21 protein-coding genes are annotated in these 21,226 nt (G+C 53.3%); all 21 read left to right on the plus strand.

What is annotated here, in order from left to right:
* Positions 1-2: 2 nt before the first annotated feature.
* The gene (locus tag BLO43_RS08125) at positions 3-1,577 is read left to right on the plus strand and encodes a putative porin (RefSeq protein WP_175443897.1); all 1,575 of its coding nucleotides are present in this window, start codon (positions 3-5) and stop codon (positions 1,575-1,577) included.
* Between the two features lie 55 nt (positions 1,578-1,632).
* Entirely contained in the window at positions 1,633-2,265 is a 633-nt protein-coding gene (locus tag BLO43_RS08130) for a hypothetical protein (RefSeq protein WP_090906641.1), read from the plus strand.
* A gap of 172 nt (positions 2,266-2,437) precedes the next feature.
* A complete protein-coding gene (locus BLO43_RS08135) occupies positions 2,438-3,358 on the plus strand; it encodes a CysB family HTH-type transcriptional regulator (RefSeq protein WP_074631079.1) in 921 nt (306 codons plus the stop codon).
* Entirely contained in the window at positions 3,351-3,785 is a 435-nt protein-coding gene (gene gspG / locus BLO43_RS08140) for a type II secretion system major pseudopilin GspG (protein ID WP_090906642.1), read from the plus strand. Before BLO43_RS08135 ends, gspG begins: the two co-directional genes overlap by 8 nt.
* Position 3,786: 1 nt before the next feature.
* On the plus strand, positions 3,787-4,968 hold the full coding sequence (locus BLO43_RS08145) for a type II secretion system F family protein (protein WP_090906643.1): 1,182 nt from the start codon (positions 3,787-3,789) through the stop codon (positions 4,966-4,968).
* Entirely contained in the window at positions 4,965-6,656 is a 1,692-nt protein-coding gene (locus BLO43_RS08150; protein WP_254773391.1) for a GspE/PulE family protein, read from the plus strand. The genes BLO43_RS08145 and BLO43_RS08150 overlap by 4 nt, the downstream gene beginning before the upstream one ends.
* On the plus strand, positions 6,637-7,476 hold the full coding sequence (locus BLO43_RS08155; protein ID WP_090906645.1) for a hypothetical protein: 840 nt from the start codon (positions 6,637-6,639) through the stop codon (positions 7,474-7,476). Before BLO43_RS08150 ends, BLO43_RS08155 begins: the two co-directional genes overlap by 20 nt.
* Positions 7,477-7,489: 13 nt before the next feature.
* Complete coding sequence (locus BLO43_RS08160; RefSeq protein ID WP_090906646.1) at positions 7,490-8,011, plus strand: PilN domain-containing protein; 522 nt, start codon at positions 7,490-7,492, stop codon at positions 8,009-8,011.
* Position 8,012: 1 nt separating this feature from the next.
* On the plus strand, positions 8,013-8,561 hold the full coding sequence (locus tag BLO43_RS08165) for a hypothetical protein (RefSeq protein ID WP_090906647.1): 549 nt from the start codon (positions 8,013-8,015) through the stop codon (positions 8,559-8,561).
* Positions 8,562-8,590: 29 nt separating this feature from the next.
* Positions 8,591-9,151, plus strand: a complete 561-nt coding sequence (locus BLO43_RS08170; RefSeq protein WP_090906648.1) for a hypothetical protein — start codon at positions 8,591-8,593, stop codon at positions 9,149-9,151.
* Positions 9,151-11,109, plus strand: coding sequence for a secretin N-terminal domain-containing protein (locus BLO43_RS08175; RefSeq protein ID WP_090906649.1), 1,959 nt, complete (start codon positions 9,151-9,153; stop codon positions 11,107-11,109). The genes BLO43_RS08170 and BLO43_RS08175 overlap by 1 nt, the downstream gene beginning before the upstream one ends.
* A complete protein-coding gene (locus BLO43_RS08180) occupies positions 11,106-11,570 on the plus strand; it encodes a type II secretion system protein (RefSeq protein WP_090906650.1) in 465 nt (154 codons plus the stop codon). Before BLO43_RS08175 ends, BLO43_RS08180 begins: the two co-directional genes overlap by 4 nt.
* 4 nt (positions 11,571-11,574) lie before the next feature.
* The gene (locus BLO43_RS08185; protein ID WP_074631070.1) at positions 11,575-11,952 is read left to right on the plus strand and encodes a type II secretion system protein; all 378 of its coding nucleotides are present in this window, start codon (positions 11,575-11,577) and stop codon (positions 11,950-11,952) included.
* The gene (locus BLO43_RS16755) at positions 11,939-12,673 is read left to right on the plus strand and encodes a type II secretion system protein (RefSeq protein WP_175443898.1); all 735 of its coding nucleotides are present in this window, start codon (positions 11,939-11,941) and stop codon (positions 12,671-12,673) included. Before BLO43_RS08185 ends, BLO43_RS16755 begins: the two co-directional genes overlap by 14 nt.
* Before the next feature lie 287 nt (positions 12,674-12,960).
* Positions 12,961-13,953 carry a sulfate ABC transporter substrate-binding protein gene (locus BLO43_RS08195; protein ID WP_090906651.1) on the plus strand — a complete coding sequence of 331 codons (993 nt, stop codon included), beginning with the start codon at positions 12,961-12,963 and terminating at the stop codon, positions 13,951-13,953.
* A gap of 474 nt (positions 13,954-14,427) precedes the next feature.
* On the plus strand, positions 14,428-16,143 hold the full coding sequence (locus BLO43_RS08200) for an alginate export family protein (RefSeq protein ID WP_090906652.1): 1,716 nt from the start codon (positions 14,428-14,430) through the stop codon (positions 16,141-16,143).
* A gap of 218 nt (positions 16,144-16,361) precedes the next feature.
* Positions 16,362-18,038, plus strand: a complete 1,677-nt coding sequence (locus BLO43_RS08205; protein ID WP_090906653.1) for an alginate export family protein — start codon at positions 16,362-16,364, stop codon at positions 18,036-18,038.
* 42 nt (positions 18,039-18,080) lie between these two features.
* Positions 18,081-19,076: a sulfate ABC transporter substrate-binding protein gene (locus BLO43_RS08210; RefSeq protein ID WP_090906654.1), complete on the plus strand. Its 996-nt coding sequence runs from the start codon at positions 18,081-18,083 to the stop codon at positions 19,074-19,076.
* Between the two features lie 44 nt (positions 19,077-19,120).
* Positions 19,121-19,540 carry a DUF2325 domain-containing protein gene (locus tag BLO43_RS08215; RefSeq protein WP_090906655.1) on the plus strand — a complete coding sequence of 140 codons (420 nt, stop codon included), beginning with the start codon at positions 19,121-19,123 and terminating at the stop codon, positions 19,538-19,540.
* Positions 19,518-20,342, plus strand: coding sequence for an EAL domain-containing protein (locus tag BLO43_RS08220; protein WP_090906656.1), 825 nt, complete (start codon positions 19,518-19,520; stop codon positions 20,340-20,342). The genes BLO43_RS08215 and BLO43_RS08220 overlap by 23 nt, the downstream gene beginning before the upstream one ends.
* Positions 20,343-20,383: 41 nt before the next feature.
* Entirely contained in the window at positions 20,384-21,217 is an 834-nt protein-coding gene (gene cysT, locus BLO43_RS08225) for a sulfate ABC transporter permease subunit CysT (RefSeq protein ID WP_090906657.1), read from the plus strand.
* Positions 21,218-21,226: the final 9 nt, after the last annotated feature.

Here is a 21,226-nt window from a genome sequence, read left to right on the forward strand (position 1 = left end):
ATATGAAAATCAGATATTTACTACAAATAATCCTGGGCATCTTCAGCCTGCTGTCTTCAGGCATGGTGATAGCTGACGCGAGTACGGTCAAACTGGTGAATCTGCTGGTGCAGGAAGGAATTCTTTCCAAGGAGAAGGCTGATATTTTATTGAAACAAGTAGTGGAAGAGGTTTCGCCTAAAACAAACGATGCGCCGCAAAAACTCACTGGTGAGCAGGCACTGCAAGGTGGTGAAGATAAAGGAAAAGTCATTCGCATGCAGTACGTTCCAGAGTTCGTCAAGCAGGAAATGCGCGAGGAAATCAAGCAGGATGTGCTGGCACAGGCCAAGAACGAACATTGGGGGGACCGCAAGCCCCTTCCATCATGGCTGGATCGGTTTACCTGGAGCGGGGATGTTCGACTGCGTTATGACACCGATTTTTTTTCCCAAGCAAATGCCCCGCCAGGGGTATTCCGACTGGCAGGGGTTGATGTGGACAATACCCAAATAGATCGCCTCCGCTGGCGCGTGAGGGCCAGACTCGCCGTGGATGTGAAACTTACGGATCACTTCACTGCCGGAGTCCGTTTGGCAACGAATGGGGCAAGTGAAAATCCGGTAGCGGCGAATCAGACGCTCGGCGATAGCGATCGTTCGTTTGCCGCATTTTTCGACAGGCTTTATATCAACTACAGGCCGAATGACTGGCTGCTTCTCAGTGGCGGGAAGGTAGCCAATCCGTTTTACCGTACTGATATGGTGTGGGATCCCGATCTGAACTTTGACGGAGTCATGTTTTCAGCGAGGCCAAAGGTCAACGACCGTTTGCTGGTATTCGGGGCTGGCGGTGTATTCCCCATCCAGGAGGTCGATCTGGCAAAGAATGATAAATGGTTATTTGGTGGGCAGGGCGGCTTGGAATGGAATATGAACCCTCAATCCAAAGTTACGCTGGCGGCAGCCTACTATCACTATGAAAACATGACTGGAAAAATCAGTCCTTTGAATGGCGATGTAAATTTAAACACCACCGCGGTGCAGTGGCGACAAAAGGGCAATACCTTGATACAACTTAATAATCCACCCGTTGCCGGACTGGATGCCGGAGGCGTATATGGATTGGCATCCGAATTTCATCAGTTGAACCTGACCGGCGGAATAGACCTGGCCACATTTAATCCTGTGCGCATTCGCCTCATGGGCGACTATGCACGGAATCTTGGTTTCGACCCCGGCAAGATGCGACAGCGCGGTGCGAACCTGACCGGAAAGGAAGGCAACACAGCCTACCAAGTGCGCCTCGACATCGGCACGACCATGCTTCAGGACATGGGCCAGTTGCTCGCGGCGAAACGCCATGACTGGCTGCTGTTTGGTGCATTCAAACGCATGGAATCCGATTCGCTGCTTGATGGTTTTACCGATTCCGAGTTTTATATGGGCGGCACGAATGCCCAAGGCTGGATTGGAGGCGCCGCTTATGCGATTGCCGATAACGTCTGGTTTACCGGGCGCTGGCTTACCGCCAATCAGATCATCGGACCAAAACTGGGTATCGATATTCTTCAAATCGATCTTACCGCGAGGTTCTAAGGTGTTTTCCAACCTATTGCGATCTTCTTTTTTCCCGAATATCACCTGGATGGTCATGGCTTTATTCATATTTCCGATGAGCCCGACGGCACCGGCGTGGTCCGCCGATAAAAAAGAAACGCGGCAACGGGAAGCGCAGCGCCGTACACAGCAGGCCATCAAACAGGCTCAAGCAAAAACAGCGGAACTGGAACAGGCCAATACCGAGCTGGGCAACAAGCTAAAGGAGCAGGAGCAGCGAGTAAATGAAGCGCAGCAAAATCTGGATGGATTTTCACGAAAGAACAAGCGCCTGACGGAGGATTACGCGAAGGAACAAGGTAAGGCTGCCGACCTTGAAGCCAGGCTGAAAGAGGCCGAAAGCAATTTGCGGCAGACGCGAACCGAGCTGGCTGAGGTCAGTGCATTGCAACTGGAAACCCAGCGTCAATTCAAGACAATGGCTTCGGAGAAAACAGCGCTGGACGCCACCTTGGCAATTTGTTCCAGTAAAAACGAACAACTATATCAGTTCGGACGTGAGCTGATCAATCATGTCGAGAGACCGGAAGGCTTTACCAGTATTTTGCGAGCAGAGCCTTTCACCCAGATTAAACGCGTTGAACTCGAAAACATTTTTCAGGATTACCGCGACAACCTCGATCAGAACCGTATAAAACCCCTCGGTGTGCGCTCTGCGAACCCCTGATGATGATCCCAGATCCTCGCGACGCACTTTCAATCACTTTCACGGCACCGATGGCAAGGCCTGTTGGTGAATTTACGGGCATCCAGTTTGGCATGTTCTTATCACAAAAACTCATATTGAAACATTTTTTTATAACTTTATATCTCTTCAATAACCACGTAAATTCTAGCTTATGAATTTTCAGCAATTAAGAATCGTTCGTGAAACAGTTCGGCAAAACTTCAATCTGACCGAGACGGGGAAGGCGCTGTTTACTTCCCAATCAGGCATTTCCAAGGGGTTGAAAGAACTGGAGGATGAGCTCGGCGTCGAGATTTTTTCTCGTTTTGGCAAGCGTCTGGTGGGATTGACCGAGGCAGGCAGTGATCTTCTGAAAGTGGTGAATCGCATATTGCTCGATGCCGAGAATATCAAGCGGGTGGCTTCGCAGTTTTCGGGACGCAAAAAAGGAAATTTGACAGTTGCAACCACCCATACGCAAGCCCGCTATGTCCTCCCGGATGTCATTAAGCGCTTCATGCTGGACGTGCCCGAGGTTCATCTCTCCCTGCACCAGGGAAGTCCCAAGGAAATCGCTGAACTGCTGCTCAGCGGTGACGCTGACATCGGTATTGCCACGGAAACGCTCGCCCAGATCCCGGATTTGATCAGCTTCCCTTGCTACGAATGGGAGCATGGAATCATCGTTCCGAATGATCATCCTCTTTTGGCAGTGGATAAGGTGACGCTGGAAGATTTAAGCAAGTTCCCGGTGATTACCTATCATCCTTCATTTACTGGCAGATCTCATGTGGATCATGCGTTCCGTAAAGCTAATCTTGAACCGGATATTGTCATTACGGCGATGGATGCCGACGTTATCAAAACGTATGTAGGGCTTGGGCTGGGGATAGGCGTTGTCTCATCTCTGGCGTTCAGTCCCGAGCGCGATGTTTCCCTGGCCCTTATTCCCGCAGGTCATTTATTTGGATCCAACTTTGCCCGCATCGCCGTGCGGCGTGGACACTATCTGCGCGCGTATGCCTATGATTTCATCGGGAGACTGGCACCGGATCTGACCGAATCCGCTTTAAGGCAAAAAATATATGCTTGAACACCGAAATATTCTGGAACGCCGGGATCAATCCGGATTTACTTTGCTGGAGCTATTGGTTGTTCTCGTCATTCTTGGCTTGCTCGTTGGGTATGTCGCACCCAAGTATTTCGCCCAGCTTGGCAAATCGGAAGTAAAGACCGCTCGTGCCCAGATCAATTCCCTGGAAAAAGCGCTGGACCAGTATCGTCTCGATGTTGGCCATTATCCCACCGGTGAACAGGGATTGGCGGCGCTGAATGTTCGACCGGCGGCTGAGCCGAAGTGGGGGGGTCCTTACCTCCAGAAGGCCGTTCCCAATGATCCATGGGGACGGCCTTATCTCTATAAGGCCCCTGGCGAGCATGGCGAGTACGACTTGTCTTCCTTAGGCAAGGACGGCCAACCCGGGGGCGATGAAGAGAGTGTGGATATCGTCAATTGGTAAAATGCGATATACCGTTCGCGCCCTTTCCGCCGGTCAATTGATATCGCTGGATCTTGATGCTCCGCATGAAGAGGATGCCGCCCGGCAAGCGCAAAGCCAGGGATACGAAGTCATCTCTACGGAAGCACGGTCCGATAAGCTGCGCATGGGAAGGCATGGGCGATTTCCATTGCTTTTGTTCAGCCGGGAACTGTATGCGTTGATGAAAGCTGGGCTCGGCCTGATCGAATCACTGGAGGGCATTGCCGAAAAGGAGCACCGTCCTGAAGTACGGGCCACGTTGCAAGGCATACTCGATGCCCTATACGCAGGCCAGACATTCTCTGCCGCGCTGGCGAGCCATCCCAAGCAGTTTCCGCTCCTCTATTCGGCCATGATACGAGCCAGCGAAAGAACCGGTGACCTGCCGGAGGCGCTCATGCGCTATATCGGCTACGAGCAGCAGGTCGAAATACTCAAGAAGAAACTGGTGGCTGCCTCGATTTACCCATTTCTCCTGATAACGGTCGGCAGCCTGGTAATCCTGTTTCTCCTTGGCTACGTGGTGCCGCGATTCTCCCAGATCTATGCGGATGCCGGAACTTCACAATCCTGGATGTTGCGCATGGTGCTGGCCTGGGCGGGATTGATCGATCAGTATGGGAACACCATCCTGATATCCGCGCTTATTGCTATTACTGCCATGGGTTACGCACTGTCGATACGGGAAGTGCGCGGCTATCTGGTGGGACTGCTATGGCGCCTTCCCATGATTGGTGAACAGATGCGAATTTTTCAGCTGGCTCGCTTCTACCGCACCTTGGGCATGCTGCTGGTGAGCGGCATCACGGTGTCGCAGGCACTGGAAATGGCGCGCGGACTGCTAGCCGTTTCCTTTCACGTCAGCCTCACCCGCGCCAGCGCGCTGATCCGTGAAGGCCGCGCCATTTCCGAGGCGATGGAAGCCGCCGGACTGGTCACACCCGTATCGTTGCGCATGCTCCGGGTCGGAGAAAAAAGTGGCGAGATGGGTCCCATGCTGGAGCATATCGCCACGCTGCATGATGAAGAAATCGCGCGCTGGCTGGAATGGTTTACACGCCTGTTCGAGCCGCTGCTGATGATTTTTATCGGGCTCGTGATAGGTGTCGTGGTACTCATGCTGTACATGCCTATTTTTGAATTGGCGGGTAGCCTGCAATGAGCACGCCGTCAGCCACGATGACGCTTTTCTCGCCTCAGGGCATTGCCGAGGCCCGCTTGCTGGCACAACGTAGCGGACGTTCCGTGGTGGATGTACTGGAAACCAATTCGGAACTGGATGTCGCTCAATTTGTCGCCGAACTGGCGCGCGCAGCACGGTTACAAGCAATGGATATGGCAGCCCTGCATGCGTTAAGCCCGGCTTTCGACATCATGAGTTTTACACTTGCAACCCGGCATGAATGCCTCCCGTTGCGCGCTCCAGGGAAACGGCTACGCCTGGTTGTGGCCGATCCATTTCATATTGAATTTTTCGACTGGGCGATGGAATGCGTACACGAACCCTTCGATCTTTACCTGGCCCATCGCGCCGATATTCTGGCCTATTTGGCGCGCCACGAAGAGAGTCTGCACGCGATGGACGGGGCCATGCTGACTTCAGCGGAAACCGGGAAAACCCACGCCGGCGATATAGAGCATCTCTCGCTAAAAAATATTAATGCGGATGCCAGTCCGATCATCCGGCTGGTCAACTCTACGTTGTATGACGCGCTTAAAAGTGGAGCGAGTGATATCCACATGGAGAGCGTAGCCTCGGGGCTGGTCATCAAATATCGTATTGATGGCGTCCTCGCACAGGTTGGCGCCATGCAGGGGGCGGAGATGGCCGAACAGGCGGTATCTCGTGTGAAAGTCCTGTCAGAGCTGGATATCGCCGAGCGCCGGGTACCGCAGGATGGTCGCTTCAAGGTGATGATGCAGGGGCGGGACGTGGATTTTCGGGTTTCCATCATGCCTAGTATCTATGGAGAGGATGCGGTACTGCGGGTGCTCGACCGCAAATCTCTGTCGGATCAGGCCACCGGCTTGTCCCTGGCGCAACTGGGTTTTGATGACTACATCATCGAAGGCTTTCGCCAACTCGTAAGCGAACCCTACGGTATGGTGCTGGTCACGGGCCCCACCGGTTCCGGCAAAACCACTTCTCTGTATGCGGCGATCAGCGAAGTGAATCACGGCCATGACAAGATTATCACCATCGAGGACCCGGTCGAATACCAGTTGCCTGGCGTGCTGCAAATCCCCGTCAATGAAAAGAAAGGGCTGACCTTTGCGCGAGGTTTGCGCTCCATCCTCCGGCATGATCCGGACAAAATCATGGTGGGTGAAATCCGTGATGCCGAGACCGCCCAGATCGCGGTGCAGTCGGCATTGACTGGACACCTGGTCTTCACCACGCTACACGCCAACAATGTATTTGACGTGATCAGCCGCTTCCTGCACATGAATGTGGAGCCCTACAGCCTGGTGGCGGCACTCAACGGCGTAATGGCCCAGCGCCTGGTACGTCTGGTCTGCCCGCACTGCGTTGAAGACCATGAGCCTTCTGCGCAGTTGCTGGCGGCGTCCCGCTTGCTGCCGGAGGCCACGAAAGACTTCCGTTTCCGCCGGGGCCGCGGATGCGGACAGTGCCGTGGCAGCGGGTATCGAGGCCGGAAAGCGGTAGCGGAATTGCTGGCATTGGATGATGAACTCAGGGAAATGATAATCGCCCGTGAGCCGTTAAGAAAACTTAAAGAAGCGGGCCGTGCGCGCGGCATGAAAAACTTGCGTGAGGCGGCGTTGGCAACCGTGGCAGATGGCAAAACCACTCTCGAGGAGATCAATCGTGTCACGTTTGTGGCGTGACCGGCTTGTTCTGGCGATCTATCCGGATCGCGTGGTATGGCTGCACGCAACCGGTGGCTTACATCCGCATGTCACCGCCAAGGATACGGTTTCGTGCGCCGTGGATAAAACCACGTCCTGGCGAGGCGCGCTATCCATACTACCCGAGATTTTGCGCTCAGTGCAGGCAGGGGGAATGCGGGTCACGGCAATGCTTTCCAATCGCCTGCTGCGGTATGCGATTGTTCCCAATCCGGATAGTGCACGCAGCCGCGAAGAACTGGATGTACTCACACGCCACGCCTTTGAGCGTGCGCACGGCGATGTGGTCGCCGGTTGGGATGTCAGGCTAAGTGATGCCGCACCCGGCCACCCCGCTCTGGCAAGCGCCGTGGACCGCGAACTCGTCGTCACCCTGCGCGATGCAGTGGCTACATCGGGGGCACGGCTGATTTCGATTCAGCCTTACCTGATGGCGGCATTCAACCATTTGAATCGCACCCTGCGGGCACCAAATGGAATATTCGTACTGGCGGAGCCCGAACGGCTCAGTCTGCTGGCGTGGAAGCAGACAGGCTGGTGCGGAGTACAACAGGTTTATGCAATAAATGACTGGGGCAGTAGCCTGCCCGGCATACTGGATCGATTGACGATTACCGCCGGACTACACGACCACCATTCGCTGCAGCTATGCGCACCGGAGCTCGTCGATGGAGAATCTGGCGATCTCGTATCCGCAGGAAATGGCTGGGAAATCCAAATGGCTACGCCGGCATGGCCTTCAGGATTGACGCCAATCCAGGACCGGGTCTTTGCGGGCGCCATGCTGGTGTTGTCCTGATGGAACAACCTACATGAAAATCCATCTTGATCACGCCAAGGCTCAACATGCCGTTCCATTCTGGGCGTGGGGACTTTTGCTGTCAGCCCTGCTACTTTTTTCCATTACCGGTTGGGAGTACCTCCACCTGGAAAGCGAACGTACAAATCTGCAATCGCGAGTTCGAAATGATCCTCACGCGGCTCGCACCTCGAATGTGCCACCTTCCCCTGGAATTCAGAAAGCGCTGCAAGAGCAGGTCCATCAGGCCAACGCCGTGCTGAGCGAGCTGGGCCGGCCGTGGCCAACGCTGTTCTTGATACTGGAAGAAACCACCCAGCCCGAGATCGCACTGCTGGCCATCCGCCCTGACGCCGCCAAAGGACGTTTACGTATCGCGGGCGAGGCGCGCCGACTGGCCGATGCGCTGGAGTATACGCGCAAGCTGACAGCTACCGGGCACATGACTGACGTGGTTCTGGAGGAACACGAAGTGGTCGCTTCGGATCAGCAAAGACCTGTTCGATTTGCGCTGAGCGCGCGGTGGGCTGGCTGATATGGACGCGATGACCTGGAAGATAAGGTATCTGACGCGCCGGCTCGGCCCGGCCGGACTGATCGGGATCGCGCTCCTTGCGGTTACGTTGGGTGTCCTGTTCGTCGGGATACTTCCCCTGCGCGACGAGATCGATAGCTTGCGCATGGAATTGGCCGCCCGTCCTTTGGAACCCCTTCCGGTTGTACCGGTTCTGCCGCCGGACCAGATTCTGGCACAGGAGCTCGCGGTATTTCAGGCGAGGTTTCCCACGGTGAATGAGCTTTCCGGTGAATTGGACACGCTGTTTATATTGACCAGGGATAAAGGACTGGAGCTGAATAAGGGGGAATACGCGCTGGTGGAGAAAGCGGGAGGAGCCTTGCGACGCTTCGAGGTCACGCTGCCGGTAACGGGGACTTATTCACAGATTCATGGCCTTATTCTGGATGTACTGGAGAAGCTTCCCTCAACGGCGCTCGCTGACATTGCATTGGAACGAGGAAAGGTGGCGGATGGGCAGGCCGCGGTCATTCTGCGTTTTGTGTTCTTCGTAAGAAAACGTACATGACATCAGCATTAATCAGACGCCGGATAGCAATGGCGGCAGCCTTAATCATCACTGGCTGGCTCGCCATTCAGGTCGATGATCAGGATGAGGAAGGTGTGATTCAGCTTGCGCATTCAATCCAACGAACGCCTGATCGCTCCAGGACCGCCACCTCGGATGCCACCGCAAGCGGAGCGGCATCTCAGGAACTTTCCGCTGCATTGAACTGGAGCGTGCTGAGTGGACGTACACGCCTTGTACAGGAACAAGACAGCCGATCCGTGGATTTATTCAAGCCGCACGACTGGTATGTGGCCTCCAAACCCCTTGAAGCGCCTGCGCCACCTCCCAAGCCGGTAGCACCGGAGGCACCTTTTTCCTATCTTGGAAAACTGCAGGATAGTCCGCAGGGGACGACATTTTTTCTCTCCGAGAACAATAAAGTGTATTCGGTTGTAGCTGGCCAGAATATCGACAACGTGTGGCGCCTTGACACAGAAGATGCAACTACCTTGAATCTCACGTACTTGCCCTTGGGGCAGCCACAGACGCTCCTTAAAACCGCCAAGCCCGCCTTACCCGCTGAAGATGGTAATCAGGGAGCTTTTTGATGAATTCTACCTTCAGGGCGCGCAGTCTGGCGGTCTGCGTGCTGGTGCTGATGATTTCCTCTTGCGCCTTTGCGCCGTGGCCGAAGGAGGGCGTGCCGGGCGACACTCCGGAGGAGCGCATAGCCAATGCGGATGCAGCGCGGCGTGCAAAACCGGAGGATATGCCCACGCGCAGGGATGTGCATGTCACGCATGAGCGGGCCGTCTATGAATTGCTGCAGGAAGCTGATCGGGCGTTGCGCGAAGGACGGATTGCCGAGGCAGAGGCATTTTTTGCACGCGTGTTGTTCGCGGACCCGGCTAATGCACGTGCTTTGACAGGCCAGCATGCGATAACGAGCGAACGTAAACATGCCGATCGGGTGGAGTCTGCACGCAACCTGTTGAATGAAGGCAATCTGGATGCGGCGCAGGCCATGTTGCGAACGGTGCTGCTGGAAACCCCATCCCATGGCGGGGCACTTGAATTACAGGGGGAGATTCGCCGCAAGCGGGAATTTGTGCGTAATGAGCCCCCCCGCCTCAAATCACCTTTCGACAAACCCGTTTCGCTGGAATTGCGGGACGCCAATATCAAAATGGTATTCGAGGCGCTTTCACGTACCACCGGGATTAACTTTATTCTGGATAAAGACATCAAACAGGATGCCAAGGCGACGGTATTTGTTTCCAATGCCCGCATTGAGGATGCCATAGAAATGGTACTGGCGACCAACGGCTTGCAGAAAAAGGCCTTATCCGAAACCACCGCGCTGGTGTTTCCCAATACATTGCAGAAACTCAAGGATTATCAGGATCTGATGATCCGTAGCTTCTTCCTCACCAATGCCAGTGCCAAACATGTGTCAGCGCTACTTAAAACCATGCTCAAGAGCAAGGATGTTCATATAGACGAGCGTCTTAACATGCTGGTGATTCGCGATACGCCAGAGGTGATCCGCATTGCGGAGAAGTTGGTGGCCGCCAATGACATGGCTGATCCAGAAGTCATGCTTGAAATTGATGTACTGGAAATAAGCCGCAATCGCTTGCAGGAACTGGGAATCACATGGCCAACGACGTTAACCAGTACGGCAGGACTTACTTTGAGTGCAATTACGGCCAATATGGCATCGGCCCCACTCGAATTTCTTACCATCAATCAGAATGCACAAGCTACTTTCAGGAAAGTCATAAGTGATATCAATATACTTGCGAATCCGCGCGTCCGCGTGCGCAACAACGAAAAAGCCAGGGTACAGGTCGGGGACAAGGTCCCGCTGATAACTACTAATGTGGCAGGCACTACCGGCACCTCTTCCGAAAGTGTTCAGTATATCGACGTGGGTCTCAAACTTGAGGTGGAACCTCGCATCGCCCTCGATAATCATGTCCATATCAAGGTGGGGTTGGAAGTGAGTTCGCTGGGGGTCCCCACCGTTTTAACCAACGGCTCCCGAGTGTTCCAGATCGGCACGCGGAATGCCAATACGCTGCTGCGCCTCAAGGATGGCGAAACGCAGGTACTGGCAGGCCTGATTTCGGATGATGAGCGGAGAAACGCGAACAGGGTGCCCGGGCTGGGAGATCTCCCGGTGCTGGGGCGATTGTTCTCCAACCAGGAAGATAAAAAGAACAAAACAGAAATCGTGCTGGCGATAACGCCACGTGTTATCAATAATATCCGGCGTCCGGAATCAGAACTTTCGGAATACTGGTCCGGCACGGAACTGAGTATTAATGACCGGCCGCAGATCGTTGTTCCAGGTGTCGGAGGAAGCGGCACTGGACGTAATTCGTCGCAACGCCCGTCTCTCCCGATCGAACAACCTTTACCGCAGGAGGTAATTCAGGATCAACCGCAAACACCGACGACTCCATCACCGGCCGTCAGTCCGCCTGCGGACAGTTCCAGCCCTGCAGGCGGCGGACAACCTCAGCCTCCCGATCCATTTCGTTCTCCAGCCAATATCCCATGAAAGGCTTTACCCTGATCGAACTGGTGGTGACGGTGACTATCGTGGGCATCCTTGCCATGGCGTTGCTGCCACTCGGCCAGTTAAGCGTCAAGCGCATGAAGGAAGCGGAATTGCGCGCTGCGTTGCGCGACATCCGGACAGCACTGGATGCTTACAAGAAGGCTGCCGACGAAGGCCGTGTGGAAAAAGCGGCGGAGACTTCCGGCTACCCGGCGTCACTGGATATGCTTGCCCAAGGCATTCCGGATGCGCGCGATCCCAAGAAGCGACTTGTACGCTTTTTACGCCGGGTTCCTCGCGATCCGATGAATCCTGACACGGGCGCCAGTCCGCAGGAGACATGGGGCAAGCGCAACTACGAAAGTGGTCAGGATTCTCCCCAAGCCGGGGACAACGTGTTCGACGTCTATTCCTTCAGCCGGGAAATCGGACTGAACGGTATCGCCTACAACGAATGGTGATGACATGGGCCGCGCATTTCCAGGTTTCACGCTGATCGAACTGCTGGTGGTGCTGGCCATCCTGATGCTCCTGCTGACAGTGGCTGCACCTCGCTATTTTAGCGGGGTGGATCGGGCAAAAGAAGCCGCGCTGAAGCAGAACCTTACCGTGATGCGTGAAGCGGTGGACAAGTTTTATGGTGATCAGGCACGCTATCCCCACACGCTGGAAGAATTGGCGGAGCGTAAATATATTCGCAGCATACCGGTGGATCCCGTAACGGAAAGCGCAACAACCTGGGTTATTGTTCCGCCGTCGGATGATACCCCGGGCGGTGTGTACGATTTGCATAGTGGCGCCCCCGGTGCCGCTATGGATGGATCAAGCTATGGCGACTGGTAGGCATACATTCGCCAGGCACCAGCAAGGATTCACTTATCTCGGGCTACTGATGTTTATCATTATCTCCGGCATTGCTCTCGCCTCTACCGGTCAAGTCTGGCATGCCGAAGCCCAGCGGGAAAAAGAAAGGGAACTCCTGTTTATCGGCGAACAATTTCGCAAAGCCATAGGGAGCTATTATGAAAACACCCCTGGCGGGGTCAAACACTATCCGCTCACGCTGCAAGATCTGCTGGATGATAAGCGTTTCGTCAAAACGCGACACCATTTGCGCAGAATCTACCGTGATCCGATTACCAGAACGGTTCAATGGGGACTGGTCAGGGAACAAGGGCGCATTACCGGGATACACAGCCTATCCACTGCTAAGCCCTTCAAGCGGGATGGGTTCCCGCGTGAATTTGTCGATTTCACCAACGCCGAAGAATATACGGATTGGCGTTTTATCTACACGCAAAATGCAGCAGCCTTATCCACTATCGCGGCAACCCAGCCAGGGAATGTCGGCACGCCTCCGTCAGGTCCTGCGCGGCCCAACCCCAGCGGCCCTTCCGGACCTGTCGCACCGGCAAAGCCGGGCAACCGTTTCGCATTGTGCGGAAGTCAGCTCACCATCGCAAATGCCCAATGCCGGGAAAGTTGCGGGGATTTGACCGGACCGGCATGCCATGCCTGCTTTGACGCCGCATCCGATGCTCGCCGGGCTTGCTTGCGTAATTAGCCACGACATTCCCAGCTACCGAGTGAAAATGGCTGGGATGAAAATCATCATCCACCTCACACTCATGCGTGAGTCCATAATTTTGGTCGGTGGCGCTATCGGGGACGCAACCTCGCCTATGATAAAAAAGAAATAAGTAAACCCGATTTTATTGGTTCCTCATATAAAGAGGAGCTGGTAACTTCTGCTTTTTCAACACTCCCTGACATTTAATTCAAGGCGCCTGCCCCCCGGCGACACTGCTCATTGATTCGGGAGGCTAAGTCAGACAAAACCATGGAGGAAGCATGTATCGAACACTGATTGCCGGCTTGCTGCTAATGAGCATAGCACAAGCGGAATCTCGAGAAATCTCGCTGCTGAATGTTTCCTACGACGTGACCCGCGAGTTCTATAAAGATTACAATCCGGCCTTCGCCGCGTTCTGGAAGCAAAGAACCGGAGAGACAGTGACCGTCAATCAATCTCATGGTGGATCGAGCAAGCAGGCCCGAGCAGTTCTGGATGGCTTGGAGGCCGACGTCATTACCATGAATCAGTCAAATGATATCGATCTGCTTGCGGAACGAGGAGGATTGATTTCGCAAGATTGGGAGAAGCGTTTCCCACACAACAGCGCACCTTATACATCCACTACCGTATTTCTTGTTCGCAAGGGCAATCCCAAGAACATTCATGATTGGGGTGATTTGGTCAAACCTGGTGTGTCCGTGGTGATTCCCAACCCGAAGCTTTCCGGGAACGGCCGCTACAGCTATCTTGCTGCATGGGGATATGTGATCAAGAGGGGCGGCAACGAGCGGGGCGCGAAAGACTTCGTTGCCAAGTTATTCCGGAATGTGCCCGTGCTGGACGGTGGAGGACGGGCGGCTACCACAACATTCGTCCAGCGGAACATCGGCGACGTCCTTCTGACTTTTGAAAATGAGGCATTCCTGACCCGAAAAGAACTCGGCGACGATAAATTCGATGTGGTGTACCCATCGATAAGCATTCTGGCCGAGAACCCGATCAGCATCGTGGACAAGGTGGTCGAAAAACGCGGCACTCGCAAACTCGCTGTCGCATACCTGGAATATCTTTATTCAGAAGAGGGCCAGGAACTTGCCGCCAGACATTACTTCCGACCCCGTAATGCAGTGATTCTTGCACACCATCACGCGACATTCAAAGAACTGGATCTGTTTACCATCGGCGAGATATTCGGTGGTTGGAAAGCGGCCCAGATTAGGCATTTCGACGATGGCGGCCTGTTCGATCAACTTTATCACGTGAAGTAACAACGACGAATACGGCAGCCACCCAATAATGTAGACCTGCCTGCGATGCCTGGTTTGCCGCGGACTCCGATGCTCATGGGGCTTCTTTACATAATTAGCGGAATCCTTAATTCATTTTGGACAATTCAAGGGGGGATAGAGTCGCGAAAGATTATTCACATAAAAACAATCGCCGTTGTTCGCATTGCAGAATCTCCGCGCAACTCCCTCATATGAGAAAAAGAGATAAACAAATCAAATCTTATTAGTTCCTTGCATAAGGCGACACTGGTAACTTCCATTCCGTCACAGCTCCTTGGTTTATTTCAAGGGCCTGTCGCCAAGCAGTGCCTTTTCTTGTCCCGCAGCGGTAGCCAAACAGGATTACGAGAGAGCATATTTTTATATGGGTGTTGCTGATCGGCGCAGCACAAGCGCGAAAACGACGCAGACGCCCTATCCGGAATACCGGGAGAGTCCTTTTGGAACATATCAATGAAATGCTATTGTCAAATCGCGTTTGCATCCGCGATCAGCGTATTACCTATGGGTTCGATTCAAGCGGAGGAATTCAACATCCCATCAGGCAAATCCGGGGTGATCCAACAAAGAGCGCAGCAGATAGGTCAAGCAGGAATATTGGTTGCAGATAAAAAAGCGGTCGATTCAATAGACGGAAACTTCAAATGGTCGATCAAACCGGGGCATCGACCTGCTGAACCGTCTCCTCCAAGACCCGCTATGAATACGGATCGCGAGTATGACTGGTGGGAAAAATCTGCTGCGGCTAAAACGGAATCCCCCCCAAAACCCACCAGCTATCACCGGCGTTCCAACAGCTATGCCACTAATCCCGATACCGATCCACCTAGATATGTGCGCCGGTTGAGCGACATCGGCATTGAGGCATTCAAGGATATCACCTGGCTGGATATTGGTTTTGAGTTCCGTACCCGCTACGAAATGCGTCACAACGATATACGCCGGGTTGAAGGCGGATTCGACAACCCTTTCTTTCTGCGCTCCCGCGCCTATTTAGGCATAAGAGAAATCCTTGATCCGTTTCGTGGCGCTGTCGAATTTCAGGATTCACGAGTCTACAATAACAGATTTCCGACGACTGATCAGGAGTACAACCCCTATGACCTGATCCAGGCATACGGCGAATTATATTTCAAAAACGCGCTGGGTGAAGATGATCGCAAACAGAACCGGCCTCTTAGATTCAGGGTAGGGCGCATGGCCTACGAAACGCTGGACCGGCGTTTTATCGCACGCAACGAATGGCGCAACACCACTAATACTTTTGAAGGTTTTCGTCTAAATCTGGGCCGGGAAGCCAATGACTGGGAAATCGATATGTGGGGATATCAACCAGTCAAACGCCTGCAAACGGAATTTGACAGGCGCAACGATCACCTGTGGTTCTTTGGTGCAATTGGCCACTGGCGCAAGTGGTCCGACATCATCACGTTGCAACCCTACTACATGGGCCAGCTGCAAACGGCTGACCCCAATGGCCATACAGCAACAAACCAGCTCGATCGGGAAATTCACATGCCATCGCTGCGTGGCTATGGCAAGATTGGAAATTTGCTGGATTACGATATCAACTTCAGCTATCAGTTCGGTACTAATGGTACCCAGCAGCAGGACGCGTATGGCTACACTACCGAAGTAGGGAAGAACTTCAATTACCCTTGGAAACCACGTGTGAGTGCTTTCTATGGTTATGCTACCGGTGACCGGAATCCCAATGACAATGTGAATAATCGTTTCGACCGTTTCTTTGGTTTTGCGCGCCCCTGGTCAGCGGATCATTACGTTATTTATGAGAATATCAAGGCTCCCAAAATCAGGTTTGACCTTCAGCCGACCCAAAAGCTGGGATTAGAAGCCGGCTATAGCTGGTTCTGGCTGGCCAGTAGCACAGATCGTCTTTTCGACTCCTTCGACGGCAACATCAGTGTCGTCAAGGATCCCGGTTTCAATCGGGATAAAACCGGAAGAAGTGGCGATTATGTTGGAAGCGCGGTGGAATTGCGCTTGCGCTATCAGCTCACGTCGCGGATTAACACCGTGATTGGCTATACTCATTTCACTGCAGGTGATTTCGTAAAAAACAGGATAGCGGCGCAGCCTGACCACATCGCACAGCGCTCAGGCAACACCGATTTCTTCTACGTTGAAGTGTTGATGAGCGCCTTTTAAACATTTCGTGGATGCGTGACTTTGCCCATTTCGCAAGAATCAGCTGCCTAAACTCCCTATATGAGAAAAAGAGATAAACAAATCTAATCTTATTAGTTCCTCATATAAGGAGGGACTGGTAACTTCTGTTCTGTCGATAATCCTGCACTTTAATTAAAAGGCACCTGCCACCCCGGCGGTGCCTTCTCATTATTCGGGGCAGCAGCCAGATAAAAACTATGGAGAGAGCAGTGAAGTACTACTATTGGCAAATCGCGCTTGCATCGGCGATCAGCACATTACCCGTAAGCTCGATTCAGGCGAGGGAAAACAACCAGCCAATGGGAGAATCCCGGGTGGCAACCCAGCAAGCGGCGCAGCAATTGGCTCAGGCCGGGATATTTGATTCAGATAATTGGTCGATAAAATTATCAGACAATAATTACAAATGGGCGATACCGCCATCGGCTAACCCTGCCGCATTGGATAACCCCGCTACCCCCCTTGCGGTCAAACCGGAAGCCAGCAAAAAATCCACGAGCTATTTTCAACCTTCCAGCAGTTATTCCACACAACCGGAGTCCGATCCACCCAGATATGTGAAGACCTTGAGCAAAACCGGGATCGAGGCCTTCAAGGATATTACCTGGCTGGATGTTGGTCTGGATCACCGCACCCGATATGAGTTCCGGAGTAACGATATACGACGCACCGACCTCACGCTTGACCAGCCTTTTTTACTACGCTCACGGGCATATGTCGGAATAAGGGAACTTCTGGACCCATTTCGCGGCGCGATCGAATTTCAGGATTCCCGGCGTTACAACGGCAAGTTCCCGCATGACGACCGTGATTTTAATGAGCACGAACTGATCCAGGGGTATGGTGAACTGTATTTCAAGCAAGCGCTGGGTCAGGACGATCGGAACCAGGACCGCCCCATCAGGTTCCGGATAGGCCGTATGGCCTATGAGGCTCTTGACCGGCGTTTGATCGGGCGTAACGAATGGCGCAACACCACCAATACTTTCGAGGGCTTTCGCATCAACCTGGGCCGGGAGGTCAACGACTGGGAAGTGGATTTATGGGCCTATCAACCTGTTAAACGGTTCTTGACTACTTTTGATCAACGCATCGAAAATCAGTGGTTTTACGGGGCTATTGGTCACTGGCGCAAGTGGTCGGACATTATCACGCTCCAGCCATATTATATGGGCCTCATACAGGACGGCAGCAAGATGCCAGGGCAAGTCGACCGCGAGATCTACGCGCCTGCCCTGCGGGGCTATGGGAAGATAGGCAATACCAACCTGGATTATGATTTCAACCTGATCTATCAATTCGGCAGAAACGGTGCAGAGCGGCATGAGGCACACGGTTATACGCTTGAGGCGGGTTATACCTTCAAACACGACTGGAAACCGCGCATCAGTGTCTTTTATGGCTACGCCAGCGGCGATCGCCATCCCAATGACAACGTGAATAACCGGTTTGAACGCTTTTTTGGTTTCGCGCGGCCTTGGTCGGCGGACGACTACATTGTTTTTGAAAATATCAAAGCACCTAAAATCAAGCTCGAGTTTCAGCCGGCAAAAGACTTGCGCATAGACGGTGGATATAACTGGTTCTGGCTCGCGAGCAGCACTGACCGCTTTAATAACTTGCTCGATGGCAATAACAGCGCAATTCGGAATCCAGGTTTCAATCGTGATCCAACCGGGAGAAGCGGCGATTTCATCGGACATGCGTTTGATATCCGTGCGCGTTATAAACTTACGGCCAATATCGACACCACTGTCGGCTATTCGCACTTCGTCAGCGGAAACTTCACGCGTAACCGGCAAATAGCGGCACTTGGCAGAAGTCCGGGCAGCTCTAATTTTCTTTACGTTGAAGTAGTAGTCAGCGCTTTTTGATCGAGCTGACTAGGTTCATTTAATCATTACATCAGGGGAAAAATGAAAATCAAAACATGGGTGACATCGGCCTTACTATCAAGTTTGTTAATCAATGGCCACGCTGTTGCGGACCGGACTTTGCTTAATGTTTCCTATGATCCAACGCGTGAACTTTACCAGGAGTTCAATGAATCATTCATAAAACAGTGGCAGGCCAAGACTAACGAAAAAGTGACCGTCAAGCAATCCCACGGCGGTTCTGGCAAACAGGCGCGTTCCGTGATCGACGGTCTTGAGGCAGATGTGGTAACCCTCGCCTTGGCCAACGACATCAACGCCATCGCGGAAAAGGCCAAACTGCTACCGGAAGACTGGCAGAAACGATTTTTGCGCAACAGCACGCCTTATACCTCGACCATCATTTTTTTGGTGCGCAAAGGTAACCCTAAGGGGATTAAGGACTGGAACGATCTGGCCAGACCCGGTGTGGCTGTGATTACACCCAATCCGAAAACCTCCGGGGGCGCGCAATGGAATTATCTGGCTGCGTGGGAATTTGGCAAGCGAAACTTTGGTGAGGCTAGAGCAAAAGAATTTGTTGCCGATATCTACAAGAATGTTCCGGTACTTGATTCCGGCGCACGCGGTTCAACAACGACTTTCGTCGAGCGTGGTGTCGGTGACGTCTTCATTTCCTGGGAGAACGAAGCATTCCTTGCGATCAAGGAGTACGGTTCCGGCAAGTTTGAAATCGTGGTGCCGTCACTCAGCATACTTGCGGAACCACCAGTCGCGATAATAGACAAAGTGGTGGACAAGAAGGGCACACGCGATCTCGCTGAAGCCTATCTACAGTATTTATACTCGGAGGCAGGCCAAGAGATCGCCGCAAAAAATTTCTACCGCCCTACCGACACCAAGATTGCCGCAAAGTATGCCAGCCAGTTTCCTGCCATCAAGCTGTTCAAGATCGATGATGCGTTTGGCGGCTGGAAAAATGCACACAAGGTTCATTTTTCGGATGGCGGAACGTTTGATCAGATTTATCAGAAATAGCAGCCTTCGGCGCCAGGGCATCATCATATAATTCAGGAGTCAGCATGACTGCATTGATCGTGGGTGGAGACTACATACAAACCTTGAAGCGGGAACTCCTCGCACATGGCCTGACTGATGTCGAACACTGGGATGGCAGACAGTCGAGAATTACCAAGCGTACAATCCCCGGCAGCGCCAGACTGGTGGTGATACTGTACGATTATGTCAGCCACAGCGTATCCAATGCTTTGAAGCAGCAGGCAAATAAAAGTGGCGTACCCCTGGTGTTTTGCAGAAACTCAACGCATGCGTTGCGCAGGAAGCTGGAAAGTATAGAACTCAGCGAGATTCCCTGTCGCGGCGGCGACGCTATCCTATCCCTAATACTCATCGTTGGACAATGGATCTGCCTGTCAGCTTCGGTTATCTTAATGCCCGAAAAAAGGAAAAAGCACCGGTATGAAAACAAGGAATGCGCATGATGAACTGAGGCGGGTTCAGGCGACTACCGATTATCTGCTGCAGCCCTCGGAAGATGGCTGGATAATCGGGCATTTCTCCAGTAATCGTTTGTCAAGCGTCTTTCAGCCGGTAGTCAATGCAAATACCCGGCATATTATTGGGCATGCCGCTTATATTCGTTCCGAGACGGACAATACTAATGTATTGTCGCCGTGGGGCATTTTTGCGCTGGCGACGGAGGATACGCTACTGGTCAATCTTGATCGCTTGTGCCGCACGGTGCATGCAATCAATTACTTTAGCGCTGCTTCCGGGCCGGGCGATCTTTTTGTCAGCGTGCAGCCGCGCCTGCTGGAAAGCGTCAAGGACGATCATGGCCGCGCGTTCGCAGAGGTCCTCGATCTCATCGGAGTGGCTACCTCTCGCGTCATTATTGAAATCCCGTCCGAGGTGAATCGCAACTGGCGGCTGCTCAGGCACGTGATCGGCAACTATCGTTCACGCGGCTATCGGATCGCGGCAAATCACAGTGGTGCAAGTGACAGCTGGATGGTCGAACTTGGAAGCCTGTATCCGGATATCGTCCGGCAGGATGCCTCTGATCTGTTGCAATCCAACGGCTCGGATTCGCTGCTGGATACCGTTCATCGGTTTGGGGCCTCTCTGCTAGTACGAGATATCGAGACCAGCCAGCAGATGACAGCCGCGATTCGCGCAGGTGCTCATTTATTGCAGGGCCGTTTTCTCGGGGAACCGGCCCGTATGATTGAAGTAAGCCGGCCACGTGTCGTGGCGGGTGGGAGCCATGGGGCACGCGAGTGAGAAGCGCATGATGGTAAAACTGGATCGACAGGAGCTTTGAGTTGAGTACGTTCAAGCAACATAGCGTTTTGCCGGGCTTTAATCTGGCGCTCGGGTTTACCCTTCTTTATCTGAGCCTTATCGTGCTGATCCCGCTGTCGGCGGCGTTTATCCGTACGTCCGCGCTTACATGGCCGGAATTCTGGACCGCGGTGACGACGCCACGTGTAGTGGCCTCCTACCGGTTGACCTTCGGTGCTTCATTTGCGGCCGCACTGGTCAATGCCGTATTCGGCCTTCTGGTTGCGTGGGTACTGGTACGCTATCGCTTTCCGGGCAAGAAGTTGGTGGACGCGCTGGTGGATCTTCCGTTTGCGTTGCCAACGGCGGTGGCTGGCATTGCGCTGACTGCGCTTTACGCCGGGAATGGCTGGATCGGTCAATTTTTTGAGCCGCTCGGCATCAAAATCGCTTTCACGCCGATCGGCATTTTTATCGCATTGACTTTTATCGGTTTGCCGTTCGTGGTGCGCACGGTGCAACCGGTACTCGAAGATATCGAATCGGAATTGGAGGAAGCTGCGGCAACGCTGGGTGCGAATCGGTTCCAGACGTTTTCGCGGGTGATTTTTCCCACGCTCTTTCCGGCGTTGATGACGGGTTTTGCGCTGGCGCTTGCACGCGCAATCGGCGAATATGGATCGGTTATTTTCATTGCCGGCAATATGCCCATGGTTTCCGAGATTACGCCACTTCTGATCATCACCAAGCTTGAACAGTATGATTATGCGGGCGCTACAGCCCTGGCGGTGGTCATGCTGGTCATTTCGTTTGTGATGCTGCTGATCATTAACCTGCTGCAATGGTGGAGCCGCCGCCAGAGCATCGCCACATGAGGATCTATC

It is taken from the genome of Nitrosospira sp. Nsp13, from assembly GCF_900101945.1.
Taxonomy (GTDB): domain Bacteria; phylum Pseudomonadota; class Gammaproteobacteria; order Burkholderiales; family Nitrosomonadaceae; genus Nitrosospira; species Nitrosospira multiformis_D.

Bases quoted from the DNA above. Each gene is read 5' to 3' on its own strand.
- BLO43_RS08160 (WP_090906646.1), top strand. From the start codon at position 7,490: ATGAAAATCCATCTTGATCACGCCAAGGCTCAACATGCCGTTCCATTC.
- gspG (WP_090906642.1), top strand. From the start codon at position 3,351: ATGCTTGAACACCGAAATATTCTGGAACGCCGGGATCAATCCGGATTT.
- BLO43_RS08165 (WP_090906647.1), top strand. From the start codon at position 8,013: ATGGACGCGATGACCTGGAAGATAAGGTATCTGACGCGCCGGCTCGGC.
- BLO43_RS08150 (WP_254773391.1), top strand. From the start codon at position 4,965: ATGAGCACGCCGTCAGCCACGATGACGCTTTTCTCGCCTCAGGGCATT.
- BLO43_RS08195 (WP_090906651.1), top strand. From the start codon at position 12,961: ATGTATCGAACACTGATTGCCGGCTTGCTGCTAATGAGCATAGCACAA.
- BLO43_RS08130 (WP_090906641.1), top strand. From the start codon at position 1,633: ATGGCTTTATTCATATTTCCGATGAGCCCGACGGCACCGGCGTGGTCC.
- BLO43_RS08220 (WP_090906656.1), top strand. From the start codon at position 19,518: ATGAAAACAAGGAATGCGCATGATGAACTGAGGCGGGTTCAGGCGACT.
- BLO43_RS08180 (WP_090906650.1), top strand. From the start codon at position 11,106: ATGAAAGGCTTTACCCTGATCGAACTGGTGGTGACGGTGACTATCGTG.
- BLO43_RS08215 (WP_090906655.1), top strand. From the start codon at position 19,121: ATGACTGCATTGATCGTGGGTGGAGACTACATACAAACCTTGAAGCGG.
- BLO43_RS08135 (WP_074631079.1), top strand. From the start codon at position 2,438: ATGAATTTTCAGCAATTAAGAATCGTTCGTGAAACAGTTCGGCAAAAC.
- BLO43_RS08185 (WP_074631070.1), top strand. From the start codon at position 11,575: ATGGGCCGCGCATTTCCAGGTTTCACGCTGATCGAACTGCTGGTGGTG.
- BLO43_RS08175 (WP_090906649.1), top strand. From the start codon at position 9,151: ATGAATTCTACCTTCAGGGCGCGCAGTCTGGCGGTCTGCGTGCTGGTG.
- BLO43_RS08170 (WP_090906648.1), top strand. From the start codon at position 8,591: ATGGCGGCAGCCTTAATCATCACTGGCTGGCTCGCCATTCAGGTCGAT.
- BLO43_RS08205 (WP_090906653.1), top strand. From the start codon at position 16,362: ATGGAGAGAGCAGTGAAGTACTACTATTGGCAAATCGCGCTTGCATCG.
- BLO43_RS16755 (WP_175443898.1), top strand. From the start codon at position 11,939: ATGGCGACTGGTAGGCATACATTCGCCAGGCACCAGCAAGGATTCACT.
- BLO43_RS08125 (WP_175443897.1), top strand. From the start codon at position 3: ATGAAAATCAGATATTTACTACAAATAATCCTGGGCATCTTCAGCCTG.
- BLO43_RS08210 (WP_090906654.1), top strand. From the start codon at position 18,081: ATGAAAATCAAAACATGGGTGACATCGGCCTTACTATCAAGTTTGTTA.
- BLO43_RS08145 (WP_090906643.1), top strand. From the start codon at position 3,787: ATGCGATATACCGTTCGCGCCCTTTCCGCCGGTCAATTGATATCGCTG.
- BLO43_RS08200 (WP_090906652.1), top strand. From the start codon at position 14,428: ATGAAATGCTATTGTCAAATCGCGTTTGCATCCGCGATCAGCGTATTA.